Annotated in this window: 19 protein-coding genes; 6 read left to right on the plus strand and 13 right to left on the minus strand. The window is 61.9% G+C overall.

The annotated features are described in order from the left end of the window. Window positions 1–163: 163 nt before the first annotated feature. Window positions 164–2,011, plus strand: a complete 1,848-nt coding sequence (gene recQ / locus IEV88_RS00590) for a DNA helicase RecQ (protein WP_206711296.1) — start codon at window positions 164–166, stop codon at window positions 2,009–2,011. Window positions 2,012–2,111: 100 nt separating this feature from the next. Beyond that, a complete protein-coding gene (locus IEV88_RS00595; RefSeq protein WP_188159362.1) occupies window positions 2,112–2,519 on the plus strand; it encodes a PaaI family thioesterase in 408 nt (135 codons plus the stop codon). 27 nt (window positions 2,520–2,546) lie between these two features. Here the strand turns inward: IEV88_RS00595 and IEV88_RS00600 are convergent, their stop codons facing one another. Further along, window positions 2,547–3,422 carry a 3-hydroxybutyryl-CoA dehydrogenase gene (locus IEV88_RS00600; RefSeq protein WP_188159363.1) on the minus strand — a complete coding sequence of 292 codons (876 nt, stop codon included), beginning with the start codon at window positions 3,420–3,422 and terminating at the stop codon, window positions 2,547–2,549. 404 nt (window positions 3,423–3,826) lie between these two features. On the opposite strand from IEV88_RS00600, the gene IEV88_RS00605 reads away from it, so the two are divergent. Further along, window positions 3,827–4,138: a SemiSWEET family sugar transporter gene (locus tag IEV88_RS00605; protein WP_188159364.1), complete on the plus strand. Its 312-nt coding sequence runs from the start codon at window positions 3,827–3,829 to the stop codon at window positions 4,136–4,138. A gap of 69 nt (window positions 4,139–4,207) precedes the next feature. Here IEV88_RS00605 and IEV88_RS00610 read toward each other — a convergent pair whose 3' ends face one another. The 12 genes from IEV88_RS00610 to IEV88_RS00665 form a co-directional block, all read right to left on the minus strand. Next, entirely contained in the window at window positions 4,208–4,387 is a 180-nt protein-coding gene (locus IEV88_RS00610) for a CsbD family protein (RefSeq protein ID WP_188159365.1), read from the minus strand. Between the two features lie 194 nt (window positions 4,388–4,581). After that, window positions 4,582–4,761 (minus strand): CsbD family protein, encoded by a 180-nt coding sequence (locus tag IEV88_RS00615; RefSeq protein WP_188159366.1) that lies wholly within the window; start codon window positions 4,759–4,761, stop codon window positions 4,582–4,584. 159 nt (window positions 4,762–4,920) lie between these two features. Then, window positions 4,921–5,850: an electron transfer flavoprotein subunit alpha/FixB family protein gene (locus IEV88_RS00620; RefSeq protein WP_188159367.1), complete on the minus strand. Its 930-nt coding sequence runs from the start codon at window positions 5,848–5,850 to the stop codon at window positions 4,921–4,923. 3 nt (window positions 5,851–5,853) lie between these two features. Next, entirely contained in the window at window positions 5,854–6,603 is a 750-nt protein-coding gene (locus IEV88_RS00625) for an electron transfer flavoprotein subunit beta/FixA family protein (protein ID WP_188159368.1), read from the minus strand. Between the two features lie 150 nt (window positions 6,604–6,753). Next, window positions 6,754–7,329 carry a cob(I)yrinic acid a,c-diamide adenosyltransferase gene (locus IEV88_RS00630; protein WP_188159369.1) on the minus strand — a complete coding sequence of 192 codons (576 nt, stop codon included), beginning with the start codon at window positions 7,327–7,329 and terminating at the stop codon, window positions 6,754–6,756. A gap of 12 nt (window positions 7,330–7,341) precedes the next feature. Further along, window positions 7,342–7,545 (minus strand): twin transmembrane helix small protein, encoded by a 204-nt coding sequence (locus tag IEV88_RS00635; RefSeq protein WP_188159370.1) that lies wholly within the window; start codon window positions 7,543–7,545, stop codon window positions 7,342–7,344. Between the two features lie 92 nt (window positions 7,546–7,637). Next, entirely contained in the window at window positions 7,638–9,545 is a 1,908-nt protein-coding gene (locus IEV88_RS00640; RefSeq protein ID WP_188159371.1) for a hypothetical protein, read from the minus strand. A 135-nt stretch (window positions 9,546–9,680) separates the two neighbouring features. After that, window positions 9,681–10,550, minus strand: coding sequence for a tRNA glutamyl-Q(34) synthetase GluQRS (gene gluQRS / locus IEV88_RS00645; RefSeq protein ID WP_188159372.1), 870 nt, complete (start codon window positions 10,548–10,550; stop codon window positions 9,681–9,683). Then, window positions 10,547–11,038: a CPBP family glutamic-type intramembrane protease gene (locus IEV88_RS00650; protein ID WP_188159373.1), complete on the minus strand. Its 492-nt coding sequence runs from the start codon at window positions 11,036–11,038 to the stop codon at window positions 10,547–10,549. The genes gluQRS and IEV88_RS00650 overlap by 4 nt, the downstream gene beginning before the upstream one ends. A 3-nt stretch (window positions 11,039–11,041) precedes the next feature. Continuing rightward, window positions 11,042–12,460 carry a metalloprotease TldD gene (gene tldD / locus IEV88_RS00655; protein WP_188159374.1) on the minus strand — a complete coding sequence of 473 codons (1,419 nt, stop codon included), beginning with the start codon at window positions 12,458–12,460 and terminating at the stop codon, window positions 11,042–11,044. Between the two features lie 143 nt (window positions 12,461–12,603). After that, entirely contained in the window at window positions 12,604–12,906 is a 303-nt protein-coding gene (locus IEV88_RS00660; RefSeq protein ID WP_188159375.1) for a PRC-barrel domain-containing protein, read from the minus strand. Continuing rightward, window positions 12,906–13,418 (minus strand): hypothetical protein, encoded by a 513-nt coding sequence (locus tag IEV88_RS00665; protein WP_188159376.1) that lies wholly within the window; start codon window positions 13,416–13,418, stop codon window positions 12,906–12,908. The genes IEV88_RS00660 and IEV88_RS00665 overlap by 1 nt, the downstream gene beginning before the upstream one ends. 296 nt (window positions 13,419–13,714) lie before the next feature. Here IEV88_RS00665 and IEV88_RS00670 point away from each other — a divergent pair, with 296 nt between their 5' ends. The 3 genes from IEV88_RS00670 to IEV88_RS00680 all read left to right on the plus strand — a co-directional run bounded on the left by IEV88_RS00670 (window position 13,715) and on the right by IEV88_RS00680 (window position 16,991). Then, window positions 13,715–14,896, plus strand: a complete 1,182-nt coding sequence (locus IEV88_RS00670; protein WP_188159377.1) for a cytochrome c oxidase subunit II — start codon at window positions 13,715–13,717, stop codon at window positions 14,894–14,896. A 22-nt stretch (window positions 14,897–14,918) separates the two neighbouring features. After that, on the plus strand, window positions 14,919–16,574 hold the full coding sequence (ctaD, locus tag IEV88_RS00675; RefSeq protein WP_188159378.1) for a cytochrome c oxidase subunit I: 1,656 nt from the start codon (window positions 14,919–14,921) through the stop codon (window positions 16,572–16,574). Window positions 16,575–16,727: 153 nt separating this feature from the next. Next, window positions 16,728–16,991 (plus strand): hypothetical protein, encoded by a 264-nt coding sequence (locus IEV88_RS00680; protein WP_188159379.1) that lies wholly within the window; start codon window positions 16,728–16,730, stop codon window positions 16,989–16,991. Window positions 16,992–17,010 lie beyond the last annotated feature (19 nt).

A 17,010-nucleotide genomic window follows, 5' to 3' on the forward strand; every position in this document is an offset into this window, starting at 1 on the left:
GTTTAACGCCCTCGCCAATAAAATAGGTATGCCCGACGCGGCGTGCAAGATCGTCGTCCTGTGTGGAAAACCACAGCCGCGGGCCGGTCCGCGGCCATTGGCCAGCGGCGCGAAGCACGCCATGGTGCAACCGGGTAAAATGGTATGGATGAAAGCGGGTTTCGTGGCTGACACGGCGGCGGCACAATCGGGTTTCGAGCAAGAGGCTGACAATGGCGGCAAGCACGAGATGCTGCAGCACCTGTTCGGCTTCTCCTCTTTCCGTCACGGGCAGGAGCCGGTAATCGATTCCCTGCTGCGCGGCGAGGATGTGCTTGCCGTGATGCCGACCGGGGCCGGCAAGTCGCTTTGTTTCCAGCTGCCGGCGATGATGAATGACGGGTTCGCTGTCATCATCTCGCCGCTTATCGCCTTGATGGAAAACCAGGTTGCGCTGATGAAAGCCTCGGGCATCCCGGCGGGCATGATCCATTCCGGGCGCAGCCGGGCCGACAATGTCGCCGACTGGCAGGGCGTTGCAGCGGGCGAGATCAAGCTGCTCTACATGTCGCCCGAACGCCTGCTGACGCCGCGTATGCAGCAGGCGCTGGCGAAGATGCCGGTATCGATGTTCGTCATCGACGAGGCCCATTGCATCAGCCAGTGGGGTCATGATTTCCGTAAGGATTATCTGGGCCTCGCCGATTTGAAGACGCAGTTCCCGGGCGTGCCGCTGGCTGCCTTTACCGCAACGGCGGACGAGGCAACGCGCGCCGATATCGTCTCGCGCATCTTTCACGGGCAGGCGCGGCAATATGTGCAAGGGTTCGACCGGCCCAATATCGCGATCACGGTCGAGGAGAAACGCTCCAGTGCCAAACGGCTGGAGACACTGGTCAAGATGCGCGAGGGCGACCAGGGCATCGTCTATTGCCTGTCGCGCAAGGGCACCGAACAGGCCGCTCAGTCACTGCGGGCCGCCGGGCACAATGCGCTCGCCTATCATGCCGGTCTGGAAGATGCCGACCGGGCCGAGCGGCTGAACCGTTTTCTGACCGAACCCGACCTCATCATCTGTGCCACGGTCGCCTTTGGCATGGGCATCGACAAGCCGGATATCCGCTATGTCATCCACATGAACCTGCCCGCCTCGATGGAGGCCTATTACCAGGAGATCGGCCGGGCCGGGCGCGATGGCGAGCCGGCCGAGGCAATCCTTCTGTATGGATACAATGATCTGCGTCTGCGCCGGACGATGATCGATGAGTCCGGCGCGGTCGAGGAGGTCAAGCGGGTCGAACGCCGCCGTCTCGATTCGCTGGCCGCCTTCTGCGAGGCCGTGACCTGCCGGCGCAACGTGCTGCTGGCCTATTTCGGCGACATGCGCGACGAGCCCTGCGGCAAATGCGATATCTGCCGCACACCGCCCGTTATGGCCGATGGCACGGCGGAAGCAAGGCTGGCGCTGGAGACGATCCTGGCGACGGGCGAGGTCTATGGCCAGACCCATATCGTCGCCATCCTGCGCGGGGCGGATACGGAGAAAGTGCGCAATGCCGGTCATGACCGGCTGGCCACCCATGGCGCGGGCAAGGCCCGGACGGACAAGCAATGGCGCTCGCTGTTTCGGCAGATGTATGCCGACGGCCTTTACGCTGTAGGCGGAGAGTTCGGCTCGCTGCAGCTGACGGCACGCGGGCGGCAGCTGCTGGCCGGTGCATTGGAGATTTCCTTCCGCCAGGACGATTTGGCCCAGGCCGGCGGCGGACGCGCGAGGACGTCCCTCGCGGAGGGTCAGGTCGACGCAAAACTGCTCACCGCCCTGAAAAAGAAACGGCTGGAGCTCGCACGGATCAAATCCGTGCCCGCCTATGTGATCTTCTCGGATCGCACGCTGATCGACATGGCGCAGCAAAAGCCGCTCGCCCGCGATGACTTCAACGACGTCTTCGGCGTCGGCGACAAGAAGGCCGATGCCTATGCCGGGGACTTCATCCGGGTCATCGCGGACTATTGCGCGAGCGGTACATGATTGTTCGCACAGCTGTGCTGCATACAGCGAGTGGGGTGCTCGCTTGCAGGACTGTGACTTGCACTGGTATTTCGCGGCAGAACGCCCTAAGCGGGCTGTCATGACCGAGAAAGATGCGATCCCGGCGGGCTGGGAACGAGTCCAGCTGACATCCGATTTCGCCAATGAGGTGGGGCCGTTCTATCGGCGCACCGACCCGGTCGGGCTGGGTTTCGTGGCACAGGCCCGCCATGCCAATAATAATGGCGTCGTCCATGGCGGCGCCCTGGCGACCCTCGCCGATATCGGCCTGTTCGTCATCGCCGCGGACGGGCGCGACCTGATGAATGGCGCGACCCTGTCGCTGAACCTGAATTACCTGCAGCCCGGAAAGGTCGGCCGCTTCATCCATTGCCAGGGGCGCATCGTGCGTGAAGGCTCGAGCATCATCTTCGTCGAGGGTTCGGTCAGGGATGGCGCGGAAGAGCTGATTACCTTCAACGGGGTGATCAAGCGCTTCCGCCAGTAGTCCGTAACAACACTAACCTGTTGTGCCTTATCGCGTGGCAACCGGCGTCTCGCCGGAATAGTCATAGAAGCCGCGGCCGGTCTTGCGGCCGAGCCAGCCGGCCTCGACATATTTCACCAGCAGCGGGCAGGGGCGGTATTTGGAATCGGCCAGGCCCTCGTAAAGGACCTGCATGATCGACAGGCAGGTATCGAGGCCGATGAAATCGGCCAGTTCCAGCGGGCCCATCGGATGGTTGGTGCCCAGCTTCATGCCGGTGTCGATGGCGTTGACCGTGCCGACGCCTTCATACAGCGTGTAGATCGCCTCGTTGATCATCGGCATCAGGATCCGGTTGACGATGAAGGCCGGGAAGTCTTCCGAGATCGCCATTGTCTTGCCGAGCTTGTCGACCAGCTGCTTGCCGGTCTCGAAGGTCTCGCGGTTCGTGGCGATGCCGCGGATGACCTCGACCAGCTTCATCAGCGGGACCGGGTTCATGAAATGCAGACCGATGAATTTTTCCGGTCGGTCGGTCACGGCGGCCAGGGCCGTGATGGAAATTGACGAGGTGTTGGTGGCGATCAGCGCGTCTTTTTTCAGATGGGCGCACAGGTCGCGGAAGATCTTCTTCTTCAGGTCGGCATTTTCGGTTGCCGCCTCGATCACCAGGTCGCAATCGCCGAGCCCTTCGAGGCCTGTCTTGGTCTCGATGCGGCCGAGGGCCGTTGTCATGTCGCTCTCGGAGATCTGCTCCTTGGCGACCTGGCGGCCCATATTCTTCTCAATCGTCTTGAGCGCCTTTTGCAACTGGTCTTCGTTGATGTCGCTGATCGTCACGTCATAGCCGGCGAGGCTGAAGACATGGGCGATCCCATTGCCCATCTGACCAGCGCCAATCACCCCGATTTTCTTGATTTCCATTTTTTTCTCCAATTTTTGCAGGATGATAGCACTTTATTGCGGTGCAGCAAAGGAGAACTCACAGCTGCACGCCCGGGGGCCCCGGTCCGGTGCATTGCATCGAGGTAACGGAATGCCCATATGAAGTCTGTGAGGTGCACTATGGAAAAAATGAAGCAATTTCATCCTTTTGCCGGTGTGCTGACCAGCCTGTCCATCATCGCAGGCACTCTCGGCCTGTTGACGGTGGTCGCCATTCTGGCCAGCTTTCACTGAATTTTCGTGAATGGCTGAGTATAACACCGGCACCGCCATGAAGACTGTCAAAAAATTCATGGCGGATTGGCCGGCGCCCCCTTGCTAAGCGCTAGCATAAGCTGTATCTACAAACTGAATGCTGCAATGCAGCAATACAGGAGCAGAGTATGACAATTGAACTTATCGGAATGCTCGCCGCGGTTTTGACGACAGCCTCGTTCGCGCCGCAGGCTGTTCACGTGCTTCGGACCAAGGAAACCGGCGCCATATCGCTTGTGATGTATATCATGTTTACCACCGGCGTGCTGACATGGTTCATCTATGGCCTGTTTATCGGATCCCTGCCGGTGATCGTCGCCAACGCGGTCACGCTGCTGCTGGCCGGGCTGATCCTGGTTCTGAAGATCAACAGCCTGCTGCCCAATGGCTGGGCCGTCCGGGTGCGCGACGTCTTGTTCACGCCGCTGCCCAAGCTCTAGAACGCACGCGTTATCGACAGCAAAAAGCCGCCCGACGGGGCGGCTTTTCTTATGCGCTGAGTGCCGCGCTTACTTGTCGTTATCGGCGGCGTCTTTGACGTCGCCTGCGGTCTTGCGGGCTTCGCCCTCGACCTTGTCTTTCTTGCCTTCGGCCTGCAGTTCCGCGTCGTCGGTTGCGGACCCGGCAGCGTCCTTGGCGCGGCCTTCCATTTTCTTGGCTTCGCCCTTGATGTGCTGTTCGTCAGTCATATTGGTCTCCTTTTATCGCCTCGTCCCTTACCTATCCCAACACGGACAGCCGCGAGTAGTTGCATCACGAGCAAAGGCTTCAGGACGGTCCGCCGGTGGCGCATGTGTTCACGAGCGCCGGACTAAGGCGTGCGGATAGTAATCCGTAAACAGAAGAAAGCCGCCCCGATGGGGGCGGCTTTGCAATCGCAGGGTTATTTCTTCGGCTTCATGGCGTCTTTCAGGTCGCCCTTGGCCTTGCGGGCCTCGCCTTCCAGCTTGTCCTTCTTGCCTTTGGCCTGAAGTTTCGGATTGTCGGTCGCTGCGCCGGCGGCGTCTTTGACACGGCCTTCCATTTTCTTGGCTTCGCCTTTGACATGATCGGTATTGGGCATTTTCATCTCCATAGGGAACATCAGCGTCCCGAAGAAGAAACACCGACCTTTGGGCCAGGTTCGCACGGCAAACATTAAATGTGACGATACTGATTAAAGAGCATTAAAAAAGCCGGCGTCGATGCGCCGGCTTTCCAGGAGGGAAGGCATATCTGACGCTTACAGCGCCTTTTCAAGCTCCGGCATCGCCTCGAACAGGTCGGCGACAAGGCCATAATCCGCGACCTGGAAGATCGGTGCCTCCTCGTCCTTGTTGATCGCCACGATGACCTTGGAATCCTTCATCCCGGCAAGGTGCTGGATCGCGCCGGAAATGCCGACGGCGATATAGAGCTCCGGCGCGACGACCTTGCCGGTCTGGCCGACCTGCATGTCGTTGGGCACATAGCCGGCATCGACGGCAGCGCGCGAGGCGCCGACGGCGGCGCCGAGCTTGTCCGCCACCGGATAGATATATTTCTCGAAATTCTCGCCGGAGGCGAGCGCGCGGCCGCCGGAGATGACGATCTTTGCGCCCTGCAGTTCCGGGCGGTCGGATTTTGTCAGCTCTTCCTTGACGAATTCGGAGATCGAGGGAAAGTCAGCCGCGCCGATGGTCTCGACGCTGGCCGACCCGTCCATGGCAGGCGCCTCGAAGGCCGTGCCGCGCACGGTAATGACCTTCTTGGCGTCGGATGACTGGACGGTGGCAATCGCGTTACCGGCATAGATCGGACGCTGGAACGTGTCTGCACTTTCCACGGCGATGATGTCGGAAATCTGCATCACGTCGAGCTTGGCGGCGACCCGCGGCATGTAGTTCTTGCCGTCGGTGCCGGCCGGGGCCATCAGCACGTCATAATCGCCGGCAAGCGACAGGATCAGCTCGGCCATCGGCTCGGCCAGCTGCTTGGCATAATGGTCGTCGTCTGCATGCAGCACCTTGGCAACGCCGGCGATCTTCGCGGCCTGCCCGGCTACGGCGCTGGCGCCGGACCCGGCGACAAGCACGTGGATATCGCCGCCGATTTTCGTCGCGGCACTGACGGTTTTCGCCGTTGCGTCCGACAGGTGGTCGTTTGAATGTTCGGCTATTACGAGGATGGTCATGGCTTACAGGACTCCCGCTTCGTTTTTCAGTTTCTCGACGAGATCGGCAACGCTCTCGACCTTGATGCCGGCTTCGCGTTTGGGCGGCTCGGTCACTTTCAGGGTCTTCAGGCGGGCAATGATCTCGACGCCGTAATCGGATGGTGATTTCTTGTCGAGCGGCTTCTTCTTGGCCTTCATGATGTTCGGCAGGGAGGCATAGCGCGGCTCGTTCAGGCGCAGATCGGTGGTGACCACAGCCGGCAGGGTCAGCGCGATCGTCTGCAGCCCGCCATCGACCTCGCGGGTCACATGCAGCTTGTCGCCTTCCTTGGTGACGGCAGAGGCGAAAGTGCCCTGCGGCCAGCCCATCAGGGCGGCAAGCATCTGGCCGGTCTGGTTGCAATCATCGTCGATCGCCTGCTTGCCCATGACGACCAGGTCCGGGTTCTCTTCTTCACAGACCTTGGCCAGCAGCTTGGCAACGGAGAGCGGCTCGACGGTTTCGGTCGTCTCGATCAGGATCGCGCGGTCGGCACCCATGGCAAGGGCCTGGCGCAGCTGGTCCTGGGCCTTTTCCGGGCCGATCGACACGGCGATGACTTCCTCCACCGTGCCGGCTTCCTTCATGCGCACGGCCTCTTCGACGGCGATTTCGTCGAACGGGTTCATCGACATCTTTACGTTGGCGAGGTCGACATCGGACTGGTCGGGCTTGACCCGGACCTTGACGTTATAGTCGATCACGCGCTTGACGGGGACGAGGACTTTCAAGGCATTTTCTCCTTCAGGTCGTTGTTACGAAGGCGCCGGTGACATTGAAAGGTGAGCCGGCGCCGGATTGTTGCCCGGCACCCTAGTCGGGCCGGGAGGGCTTTTCAATTCGCGTCTGCAGCAGGCCAGCCCAGACCAAGGCAGCGCCAATCAGCGAGGCCTGTTTGCGCCGGGCTGCCACAGCGTCTCTTCGCCGGTGTCACGGGCCAGTTGCCGGGCCGCGACGAACAGGAAGTCCGACAGCCGGTTGAGATAGGTCGCGATGTGGCGGGATACAGTTGCTCCCGGTTCTGCCTCGATCAGCAGCCAGACGTCGCGCTCGGCCCGGCGGGCGATGGCGCGGGCAAGGTGGGCATTCGCCGCGGCGGCATTGCCCGCCGGCAGGACGAAGGAGGTCAGGGGTGGCATCGTTTCGTTGATCGCGTCGATGCGTTCTTCCAGCCAGGTGACCTGTTGCGGCGTCACACGCAGCGCGCCTTCAAGCTCGCCCGGGGTGGCGAGATCGGCGCCGACATCGAACAGATCGTTCTGGATCGCGCCGAGCGGCGTGGCCAGGCCGTGCCCGTCGGGCAGCGCCGAAAGCACCATGCCGATGGCGGCATTCAGTTCGTCCACCGACCCCATCGCGCCGACACGCGGATGGGTCTTCGGCACACGGTCCCCGGTCACGAGACCTGTGGTGCCGTCATCGCCGGTGCGGGTATAGATCTTGGTCAGCTTGACCATGCACGGAGCCTATCAGTTACCCTGGGTGAACAGCCACAGGAACAGCATCATCAGGGCGATCGCGATGGCCTGAAACAGGACCCGCAGCCGCATCAGGCGGTTGGAATGGTTCTTGGCGAAATCGCCGCCCTTGGCGAGGGCATAGATCCCGAAACCGAGGGCACCAAGCGTTGCCAGCATCGCGACGGGGATCAGGACATATTGCAGAAAGCTCATCGGTCTTACCTTTTTCCTTTGGGCTTTATATGTGCCTTTTCCGGGAAAGGGAAAGCCGCGCGCATGGTCGCAGTGTCGCAATGTGAAGCGGTTCAGCGGCCGCCCGCGCCGTCCTGGGAGATGGTCTCGACCGATGAAGCGATGGCCCGGCGTTCCGACGGATGCGGAGAGGCGACGCTGGCAAGATACGCTTTGACATCGACATTCGGCGCCTCTGCCTCGCCGAGCCCGCCACGCGACGGCGGGGCGTCCAGCGGCGAGCGCATCTGGTCGAGGGTGAAGCTCATCGAGACTTCATAGGTCCGGTCGATCTGGTTGCGCAGATATTTCTGGGCGTCGTACCAGGCGCGCTTCTCGTCACTTTCCTCGCAAGTCGCGAGTTCGGTGCCGCGGGCGCCCCAGCGCCGCTCAGGGCAGTGATAGGGATCGAACGACATGTCGAACAGCCGGTCCATGACCGAGGCGAGGGTCAGCTTGATCAGCGTGCCATCCATCCGCTTGTAGGCGATGCGGCAAGCCTGCTCTTCTTCCTCGAAAATATGAAGAAGCTCTGCGGCGAGCGCCGGCCCGTCCGGTCCCGCATCAGCGACAAGCTGTCGGCTGACCCGCATCAGGTCGCGGAAGGCGGTCTTCAGCCGCGCATCGCGCGACGGCGTCGAATAGGATTCCCATGTGCCATAGGTGCCGTAGATATTCGGCGGCAGCCGGCCCGGATGATCCATCAGATGCAGCTTGTCGCGGACGGCCTGGTCGACGGCGACGCGGCGGGCACGCACGTCGGAACACAGCCCCTGCAGCGCGGCGCGCATCTCATAGCTCGGATCGAACTGGTGGTCCTGGGCGGCGAGCGCGTAGCGCACATAATCGTAATACTGCATCGTGCGGCCCTGCCAGACGAACTCACTGTTCTGCCAGTCGGTAACCGGGTGCTCGCCATTGCCGTAATACTGGACCAGCGAATAGCCGGGCAGGCCGTCATTACTGGCTGCCTCGATACGGCCGCCGACATAGGTGCCGTCCTCGGTCAGCGTTGCCCCGACAAGGCGGATCGGGCGCCAGGCCTTGATGCCGCCGCCATGGTTCGGTCCGGTGCGCAAGAAGTTCGGACCATAGAGCGTGCGCGTGACGCTCATATCCGGATGCGACGCGACGATCAGCGCCCGGCCGTCCTTGGTGACTTCATAGATCAGGCCGACATGGCCGAACACGTCATAGGCGATAGAGCCGGGCACGACGTGATCGCGCGAAATCTCGACGGGAAAGAAATCGTCATGGGTGCGCGAGCCGTCCCGTTCCGGATGGGTTCGGAACATCGCGGTCGATACCTCGCCGCCGATACGCTGCAGAAAGGTCGGCGCATGGATCGGCCCGCTGCGTTCGGAGTCGATGACGACGCGCCGGTCGATGATGATATTGCCGCTATCCGAATAGCGCAGGTCCTGCCGCGACCCGTCGGCCGTCGCCACGACATGCTGATAGGAGAAGGGCAGGCCGTTTTTCCACGCATAATAGGCGCGCAGGAAATAGGCCATGTCTGCGCAATCGCCGAGATAGATGATCTCGGACGACAGGTCGCGATACGGGTTGGCCGGATCGCGGATGCATTCGTCGAGGGTCGAACATTGCGTGCGGCCGATGGCGGTGACGAAAGCCTGATAGCCGCGTTCGTCGTTTGCATCCCATTCGGTCTTGTAGATATGCCAGTAATCCGTCGTGTTCCGCGCCGGCGGGATCAGCGCCATCAGCTCGTCAGTGTCGCCGCCGAAGAGTTGTTCCGCCGGTTTGATTTCGTTGCTGATGATGCGGTTCGGGTTGATCGACGCCGGTTCCGGCGTGGCAGCGGGGCCGGAGGCAGGCACCGGCACCGGTGACGCGGCCGGTGTCCCTTCAGCGGGCAGCAAGGGCGGGAAATCGAAATCGTCGGCCTGGTCGGATTGGGCATAGGAGAAGGCGAGCGTCGCCGTGGCGAGGCAGGCAAGTCCCGTTAACAGCCGTTTCAATATCACTCTCAAGCCCCCAAAGCCCGCGACATGGTTACCCAACACTCGCCATGTGTAACGGTTCTGGCAAGGGCGGGTAAGCCCGCACTGCAAAAAATGGCCCTGTGTGGCCTGAAATCCCCGTGATTGCGGACTTCAGATCGAGAACCAGGCCTGCCTGATGGTTGCCGGGGTCTCGCCCCCCTCGCGCAGCGCGCGAATCGTCAGCGAGCGGTCTCGCTTGGAGAATTTCCGGCCGTCCGGCCCGGTCAGCAGGCGGTGATGGCGATAGACCGGCTCGGGAAGCCCGAGCAGGCGCTGGATCAGCCGGTGCAGATGGGTGGAAAAGAACAGATCCTGGCCGCGGATCACATGGGTGATCCCCTGCAGGGCGTCATCATGGGTGCAGGCGAGGTGATAGCTGGTGCCGATATCCTTGCGCGCGACGATCACGTCGCCGAAGATTTCCGGGGTGGCGTGGATTTCGCCGGTCTCGCCGGTCGGGCCTGCCCCTTCTTCGACGAAGGACAGCAAATCGAAATCATCCCCCAGATGCTGGCGTACCGCGTCCATTGACAGGCGCCAGGCGAAGGGCTCACCCGCCGCGAGTTTTTCGTCTTCCATGTCTGCCGATAGCGGCCCGCCCGTGAAGACCGGGCCTTCCGGGCCGTCGGCACCAAGATGCGGGGCGCGGGTAATCTCCCCGGCGATCTCCTTGCGGGTGCGAAAACAGCGGTAGACGAGGTTTTTCTCGATCAGCGGGGCGAGGGCGGTCTCATACTCTTCAAGATGCTGCGACTGGATGCGCACCGGTTCTTCCCAGTCGAGTCCGAGCCAGGCGAGATCGTCCAGCATGGCGGTTGTATAGTCGGGCAGGCAGCGCGTCCGGTCGATATCCTCGATGCGCAGGATGAAGCGCCCGCCCGCGGCGCGTGCCGCCTCCCAAACTTGAAGGGCCGCAAAAGCCGTGCCGAGATGGATATGGCCGGTGGGCGAGGGGGCAAAGCGGGTCACGAAATCGCTCATGCGCCGATGACCTGTTCGCCGCCGAACAGCCCTTTCCAGCCGGTCACTGTCAGCCAGTGCATCAGGATTGCGGGAACAATGCTCCGTGTCATGACCGTCGCCATGGTGCAGGCAAGGCCCAGTCCGCCAGCGATGATCAGGAATCGTGGATCGAAAAAGACAGGGCGCGCATCCGGCAGGATCAGCCAGGCATTTAACGGGTGCCAGAGCACGAACAGGGCAAGCGCTACAGCGCTCCAGATGAAGGCTTGCCCGCGCGGCGCCCAGAGTAGCGGCGCCCGGAAAACCAGTTCCTCCACAAGGGACGGGATCACCAGCGCAACAAGCGCGACAGCAAGAAGGTCGCTGCCGCCAGGCTGCCAGGCGAGAATGCCGGTTTCCAGTCCGAACAGCACGGCGATGACGGCAAACAGGAAATAGATCAGCGTGCTGAGCAGCCAGCCGCGCCGGTCAGGCAGGGCGGCAAGGCGCTGAAATACCCCGGGCATGGCTTACGCCCCGGCGCCGCCAACGGTCAGCCGGTCGATCTTCAGGCTCGGCTGGCCGACGCCAACGGGCACGCCCTGGCCACCCTTGCCGCAGACACCGATACCGGGATCGAGGGCGAGGTCATTGCCGATCATCGAGACCTGGTGCAGCACGCTCGGGCCATTGCCGATCAGCGCGACATTCTTCAGCGGGGCGCCGATCTTGCCATTCTGCACGCGATAGGCCTCGGTGCAGTTGAACACGAACTTGCCCGACGTGATGTCGACCTGGCCACCGGAGAAGTTGACGGCGAAGATGCCGTCCTTCACCGACGCGATCATCTCTTCCTGCGTATTGTTGCCGGCGAGCATGAACGTGTTCGTCATGCGCGGCATCGGCTGGTATTCATAGCTTTCGCGGCGGCCATTGCCGGTCGCCTTCATGCCCATCAGCCGGGCATTGAGCCGGTCCTGCATGTAGCCGGTCAGGATGCCGTCCTCGATCAGCGTGGTGCGCGAGGTCGGCGTGCCTTCATCGTCGACCGTGAGCGAGCCGCGGCGCCGTTCCATGGTGCCGTCATCGATCACGGTGACACCCGGCGCTGCCACGCGCTGGCCCATCAGCCCGGCAAAGGCGGATGTGCCCTTGCGGTTGAAATCGCCTTCAAGGCCGTGGCCGACGGCTTCGTGCAACAGGACGCCGGTCCAGCCATTGCCGAGCACGACTTCCATCTCGCCCGCCGGGGCGGCTTCGGCCTCGAGATTGACCAGTGCCTGGCGCAGCGCCTCGTCGACTTGCGGCTTCCATGCGGCCGGGTCGATATAGGTGGCATAGCCCTGACGCCCGCCAAAGCCGCAGGAGCCGGATTCCTGCCGATCGCCTTCGCCGGCTGTAACAGCGACATTCAGCCGGACGAGCGGGCGGACATCGCGTACCAGCTGGCCGCCGGGGCGCATGATCTCCACCACGACCCATTCGCCGGCCAGCGAGCAGGAGACCTGCCGCACGCGGCTGTCGAGATCGCGGGCATAGGCGTTGATCTCCTCGAGCAGCCGGGTCTTGGTCGCGAAATCGACCTCTTCCAGCGGGTTGGTATCGTCGTAAAGGCGCAGATTGGTCTTGGCCGGGCCATCGGCCAGCGTGCCGGTGTGGCCGGAACGAATCGCCTGTACCGATTCAGCGGCGCGGCGCAGCGCCGCTTCCGAGAACTCGGATGTATGGGCATAGCCGGTCGTCTCGCCGAGGACTGAGCGCAGGCCAAATCCGGAAGAGACGTCGTAACTGGCCGTTTTCAGCCGGTTATCGTCGAAGACGAAGGCTTCCGACTGCGAATATTCGAGATAGAGCTCGCCATCATCGGTCTGGTGCAGGGCGTCATCGAGAATCGCCTGGGTGCGGGAACGGTCGAGGTCGGTTCGGGAAAAGAAAAAGGAATCTGACATCCCTCATATGTGAGCCAAGCACGGGTCGGGCGCAAGAGGCCCGTCACGGGGCGCCTTCACAACCGCCGGAGACAGGCGGACAGCAGACAGGAAAAAAGGCGACCTCAAAGGCCGCCTTTCATCCCTTGTTCGAAGAGTTGACCCTAGCGCTCGACAGCGCGGCCGGAATACGCCCGATCGCCCGCCGCGTGGGCGCCCTTGGCGCCGTGGTCGATGACCTGGTCATCCTGTATCTCGAGCCCGTCGACCGGGACGGTCAGGCCCTGATCGAGCCTGATTGCGGCAACGCGCTTGTCCTCCTTGTCGACCAGCATGTCCTCGATCTTGCCAAGGGTGCGGCCATCCGGCGATACCAGCGGCAGGCCCCGGATATCCTGGTCTTCGTTTTCCAGCTTGTAATTGCCGAGATCGCCCAGCGGGGTCAGGTTTTCATGAATATCTGCCATTATGAACGCTCCAGGATTGTTACTTCGTCGGCCCAGAGATACAGCTGCGTATCCCGCGGCATGTCCTCGATGCGCTCGCCATCGATGCGGCCGTTTTCGACGATGCGAAGCTCGCCCTCGATATCGATCGTCTGACCGGGATTGATGTCGTAGCGGCCCTCGACCATGGGCTGGTCCGGGCTCGGCACTTGGTCCAGCACGACGAACAGGTCGTTACCGCTGCCATCGGCGATCCGGAAGGTGCGATCACCCACGACATCCGTCACATCGACGCCGTCAAATGCCGCATCGCGGCCGTCGAGAGAACTCAGGTCATCGCGCGAGCGGATCGCCGCAATCGTAGAGATCGTGCCGGTGTCGGCATAGTCGGTTTCCGTTGCCGTTTCGTCCTCTGCGTACTCGTCAGTGCCGCCGGCGAACAGCCAGAAAGCGAGCAGGGCGAGGATGGCCAGTGCTGCGATCCAGGCCCAGACGGGAAATCCGCCTGTCTTCTTTACGGGTATTTCTGCCATATCGGTTTTCTGTCTCCTGTTTGCTCATTTCCTCTCTCCATCAGCAATGGGGCGCAGGGCGGAAGGGTTCCTGCAAGCGTCAGGATTGTCGGCGGGAAGGGTGATCAACGGCAGGGCCCGTGCGCCTTCGCCGCAGGTGAAAAGAAGCCTGTTCTTCAGGGAAAAATCCCGGTAAAGGCGCTTGATGCGACCATTTATCCAGCGCATAACCGGTGCAATTTATCGAGGGATGGGCGTATAAGGCGCTCATGTTCAGCCAGACTGATTGAAACGGCAGAAACGGAATGAAGTCCGAGATGACAATGACGAATATCTTCAAGACCTCCATCGCCACGCTCGCCATGCTGGCCGGCACGACGCTGATGGCCGCTCACGCCCAGGTTCCCACCGACGGGGATCTCGGTTTCCAGCCAGCCGCAACGCCGCTGGCCGAGGAAGTCCACCAGTTCCACAACCTGGTGCTCCTGCCGATCATTACCTTTATCAGCCTGTTCGTTCTGGCGCTGCTGATCTGGGTCATCGTGCGCTATAACCGCCGCGCTAACCCGGTCGCGCACAAGTTCTCGCACAACACGACGGTCGAGGTGCTGTGGACGCTCATTCCGATTTTCATCCTCGCCTATATCGCGGTCTTCTCCTTCGATCTGCTGTACAAGGAAGGCGTTCTGCCGGATGGCCGGAAGGTCAGCTATGTCAGCGACGGCACGTCCACGGCCTATGCGTTCGAGAACGACTTCCAGGAAAACCGCATGGTTACCAATGCGCGGCACATGGAAATCTATGTCACGACGCCGGCTGGCGAGCGCAGCAAGCTGGACGGCGAAGCCTACACGCTTGAAGGCCTCGGTACGCCCGAAGTGCTTGTCAGCCTCGACAGTGCCCCGGCAGCCGGCTCCGAGATCACCGTCGTCGGTGGCCGCTCGCGCATCGGCCGCGGCAAGTTCCTCGACCTGTTCGGTGAGGACAATTCCGAAATCGCGACCCGCCCGACCCTGACCATCAAGGCGACCGGCTATCAGTGGGGCTGGAACTATGCCTATCCCGACTATGGCGATTTCGAATTCGACGCGCTGCTGGCGCAGAAAGATGACCTCGACGACTCCTCCCTGTATCTGCTGGCGGCAACCAATGACATTGTCGTGCCGGCCGGGGAGACCGTTCGCATCATCACGACGGCGCGCGACGTCATCCACTCCTGGGCGATGCCGGCCTTCACGCTGAAGATCGATGCCGTGCCGGGCCGCCTGAACGAGACCTGGTTCCGCGCACCGCAGACGCCGGGCACGACCTATTACGGCCAGTGCTCTGAAATCTGTGGCAAGGATCACGCCTATATGCCGATCGGCCTGCGGGTCGTCTCCGATGCCGAGTTCGAGGCGTGGGTCGACGAGCAGCGCGCGCTTGCCGGCATGGACCCGTATTTTGACGATGAAACAAGACTTGCCGACGCTGCCGACAACAGCGACGCGGCTCAGTAGGAAGACAAGAGGGTAAGCTATCATGGCTGATGCTGCACACACCGACGCTCACGCGGCCGACCACGACCACAAGCCGTCATTCTTCGTCCGTTGGTTCTATTCGACCAACCACAAGGATATCGGCACGCTGTATCTGATCTTCGCCATCCTGGCCGGCCTTATCGGCGGTGCCATGTCCGGCATGATGCGGATCGAGCTGATGGAGCCGGGGGTTACGTTCCTGACCAGCTTCACCGATCAGAGCCTGCCGCCTGCGGCACAGCTCGATGCGGCCAAGAACTTCTACAACATGCTGATCACCTATCACGGCCTGATCATGATCTTCTTCATGGTCATGCCGGCGCTGATCGGCGGGTTCGGCAACTGGTTCGTGCCGATCATGATCGGCGCGCCGGACATGGCGTTCCCGCGCATGAACAACATCTCGTTCTGGCTCTATGGCGCCTCCGCCTTCCTGCTGACCCTGTCGATGTTCGTGCCGGGTTATGCCGGCCAGCTCGGCTTTGCCGGTGGCTGGGTGCTGTATCCGCCGCTGTCGACGACCGGCTCGCCCGGTCCGGCGATGGACCTGCTGATCGTGTCGCTGCACCTTGCAGGTGCCTCCTCGATCCTCGGTGCGATCAACTTCATCACCACGATCTTCAACATGCGCGCCCCGGGCATGACGCTGCACAAGATGCCGCTGTTCGCCTGGTCGGTGCTGGTCACGGCCTTCCTGCTGGTCCTGTCGCTGCCTGTCCTGGCCGGTGCCATCACCATGCTGCTGACCGATCGTATGTTCGGCACGACCTTCTTCGATGCTGCCGGCGGCGGTGATCCGATTTTGTACCAGCACCTGTTCTGGTTCTTCGGTCACCCCGAGGTGTACATCCTGATCCTGCCGGCCTTCGGCATCATCTCGCATATCGTGTCGACCTTCTCCAACAAGCCGGTCTTCGGCTATATGGCGATGGCCTATGCGATGGTCGCGATCGGCTTCGTCGGCTTCATCGTGTGGGCGCACCACATGTACACCGTCGGCCTGTCGGTCGACATGAAAGCCTATTTCGTCGCGGCGACCATGGTCATCGCGGTGCCCACCGGCGTGAAGATCTTCTCCTGGATCGCCACGATGTGGGGCGGCTCGATCTCCTTCAAGACGCCGATGCTGTGGGCGATCGGCTTCATCTTCCTGTTCACCGTCGGCGGTGTCACGGGTGTCGTCCTCGCCAATGCCGGCATCGACCACACCCTGCACGATACCTATTATGTCGTTGCGCACTTCCACTACGTGCTCTCGCTCGGCGCCGTCTTCGCGATCTTCGCGGGCTGGTACTACTGGTTCGAGAAGATGTTCGGCGTGAAGTATAACGAGATCATCGGTGCGGCTCACTTCTGGGTCATGTTCATCGGTGTGAACCTGATCTTCTTCCCGCAGCACTTCCTCGGCCTGCAGGGCATGCCGCGCCGCTATATCGACTATGCGGAAGGGTTTTCCACCTGGAACTACTGGTCGACGATCGGTTACTTCATCATGGCCTTCGGTATCCTGATCTGGGCCGTTGGCGTTGCCGAAGCGTTCCTGCGCCGCCGCCAGGGGGAAGCCAATCCGTGGGGCGAAGGGGCCACCACGCTGGAATGGACGCTGCCCTCGCCGCCGCCATTCCACCAGTTCAACGAGCTGCCCAAAGTCAAGTAAGGCTGGCTCCTCGATCAAGACCACGGAAAGCCGGGCAGCGATGCCCGGCTTTTTTCATGGCGCCAGGCCGGCACGCGCGAACCAAGCCACATGGCAGGCGTTCTGTCTGGCGCGCCGGAGATCATCCGGCTGCGACAGACAGGAGTTTCCGCGATGACCGTACAACCCACCTTCACGCTCGACGAAGCGATTACCGCCCAGAAGACCCTCCGCCGGGAGCTCAATCTCGGCGAGGAGACATTCGAGATTCCTGAATTTGTCGGCATGATTTCCGACGAAATCGAGAAATTGCATTCAGCCGGACGCTCGGACACCGATATTGCCGATATCATCAATGCAGCGACCGGCAAGGCCGTAACGGCCAGTGATATCGCGGAACATTTCAGTGAAGCACAGGCTCAGCGCCGCCCTGTCTGACGGCAAGCGGCGCAGGGCC

Origin of the sequence: Aquisalinus flavus (assembly GCF_014640095.1) — a bacterium.
GTDB lineage: Bacteria > Pseudomonadota > Alphaproteobacteria > Caulobacterales > Parvularculaceae > Aquisalinus > Aquisalinus flavus.

What these genes read in the sequence shown, in the direction of transcription:
- IEV88_RS00595 (WP_188159362.1), top strand. Translation starts at nt 2,112, where the DNA reads ATGACCGAGAAAGATGCGATCCCGGCGGGCTGGGAACGAGTCCAGCTG.
- IEV88_RS00600 (WP_188159363.1), bottom strand. Translation starts at nt 3,422, where the DNA reads ATGGAAATCAAGAAAATCGGGGTGATTGGCGCTGGTCAGATGGGCAAT.
- IEV88_RS00605 (WP_188159364.1), top strand. Translation starts at nt 3,827, where the DNA reads ATGACAATTGAACTTATCGGAATGCTCGCCGCGGTTTTGACGACAGCC.
- IEV88_RS00610 (WP_188159365.1), bottom strand. Translation starts at nt 4,387, where the DNA reads ATGACTGACGAACAGCACATCAAGGGCGAAGCCAAGAAAATGGAAGGC.
- IEV88_RS00615 (WP_188159366.1), bottom strand. Translation starts at nt 4,761, where the DNA reads ATGCCCAATACCGATCATGTCAAAGGCGAAGCCAAGAAAATGGAAGGC.
- IEV88_RS00620 (WP_188159367.1), bottom strand. Translation starts at nt 5,850, where the DNA reads ATGACCATCCTCGTAATAGCCGAACATTCAAACGACCACCTGTCGGAC.
- IEV88_RS00630 (WP_188159369.1), bottom strand. Translation starts at nt 7,329, where the DNA reads ATGGTCAAGCTGACCAAGATCTATACCCGCACCGGCGATGACGGCACC.
- IEV88_RS00635 (WP_188159370.1), bottom strand. Translation starts at nt 7,545, where the DNA reads ATGAGCTTTCTGCAATATGTCCTGATCCCCGTCGCGATGCTGGCAACG.
- gluQRS (WP_188159372.1), bottom strand. Translation starts at nt 10,550, where the DNA reads ATGAGCGATTTCGTGACCCGCTTTGCCCCCTCGCCCACCGGCCATATC.
- IEV88_RS00650 (WP_188159373.1), bottom strand. Translation starts at nt 11,038, where the DNA reads ATGCCCGGGGTATTTCAGCGCCTTGCCGCCCTGCCTGACCGGCGCGGC.
- tldD (WP_188159374.1), bottom strand. Translation starts at nt 12,460, where the DNA reads ATGTCAGATTCCTTTTTCTTTTCCCGAACCGACCTCGACCGTTCCCGC.
- IEV88_RS00660 (WP_188159375.1), bottom strand. Translation starts at nt 12,906, where the DNA reads ATGGCAGATATTCATGAAAACCTGACCCCGCTGGGCGATCTCGGCAAT.
- IEV88_RS00665 (WP_188159376.1), bottom strand. Translation starts at nt 13,418, where the DNA reads ATGGCAGAAATACCCGTAAAGAAGACAGGCGGATTTCCCGTCTGGGCC.
- IEV88_RS00670 (WP_188159377.1), top strand. Translation starts at nt 13,715, where the DNA reads ATGACAATGACGAATATCTTCAAGACCTCCATCGCCACGCTCGCCATG.
- ctaD (WP_188159378.1), top strand. Translation starts at nt 14,919, where the DNA reads ATGGCTGATGCTGCACACACCGACGCTCACGCGGCCGACCACGACCAC.
- IEV88_RS00680 (WP_188159379.1), top strand. Translation starts at nt 16,728, where the DNA reads ATGACCGTACAACCCACCTTCACGCTCGACGAAGCGATTACCGCCCAG.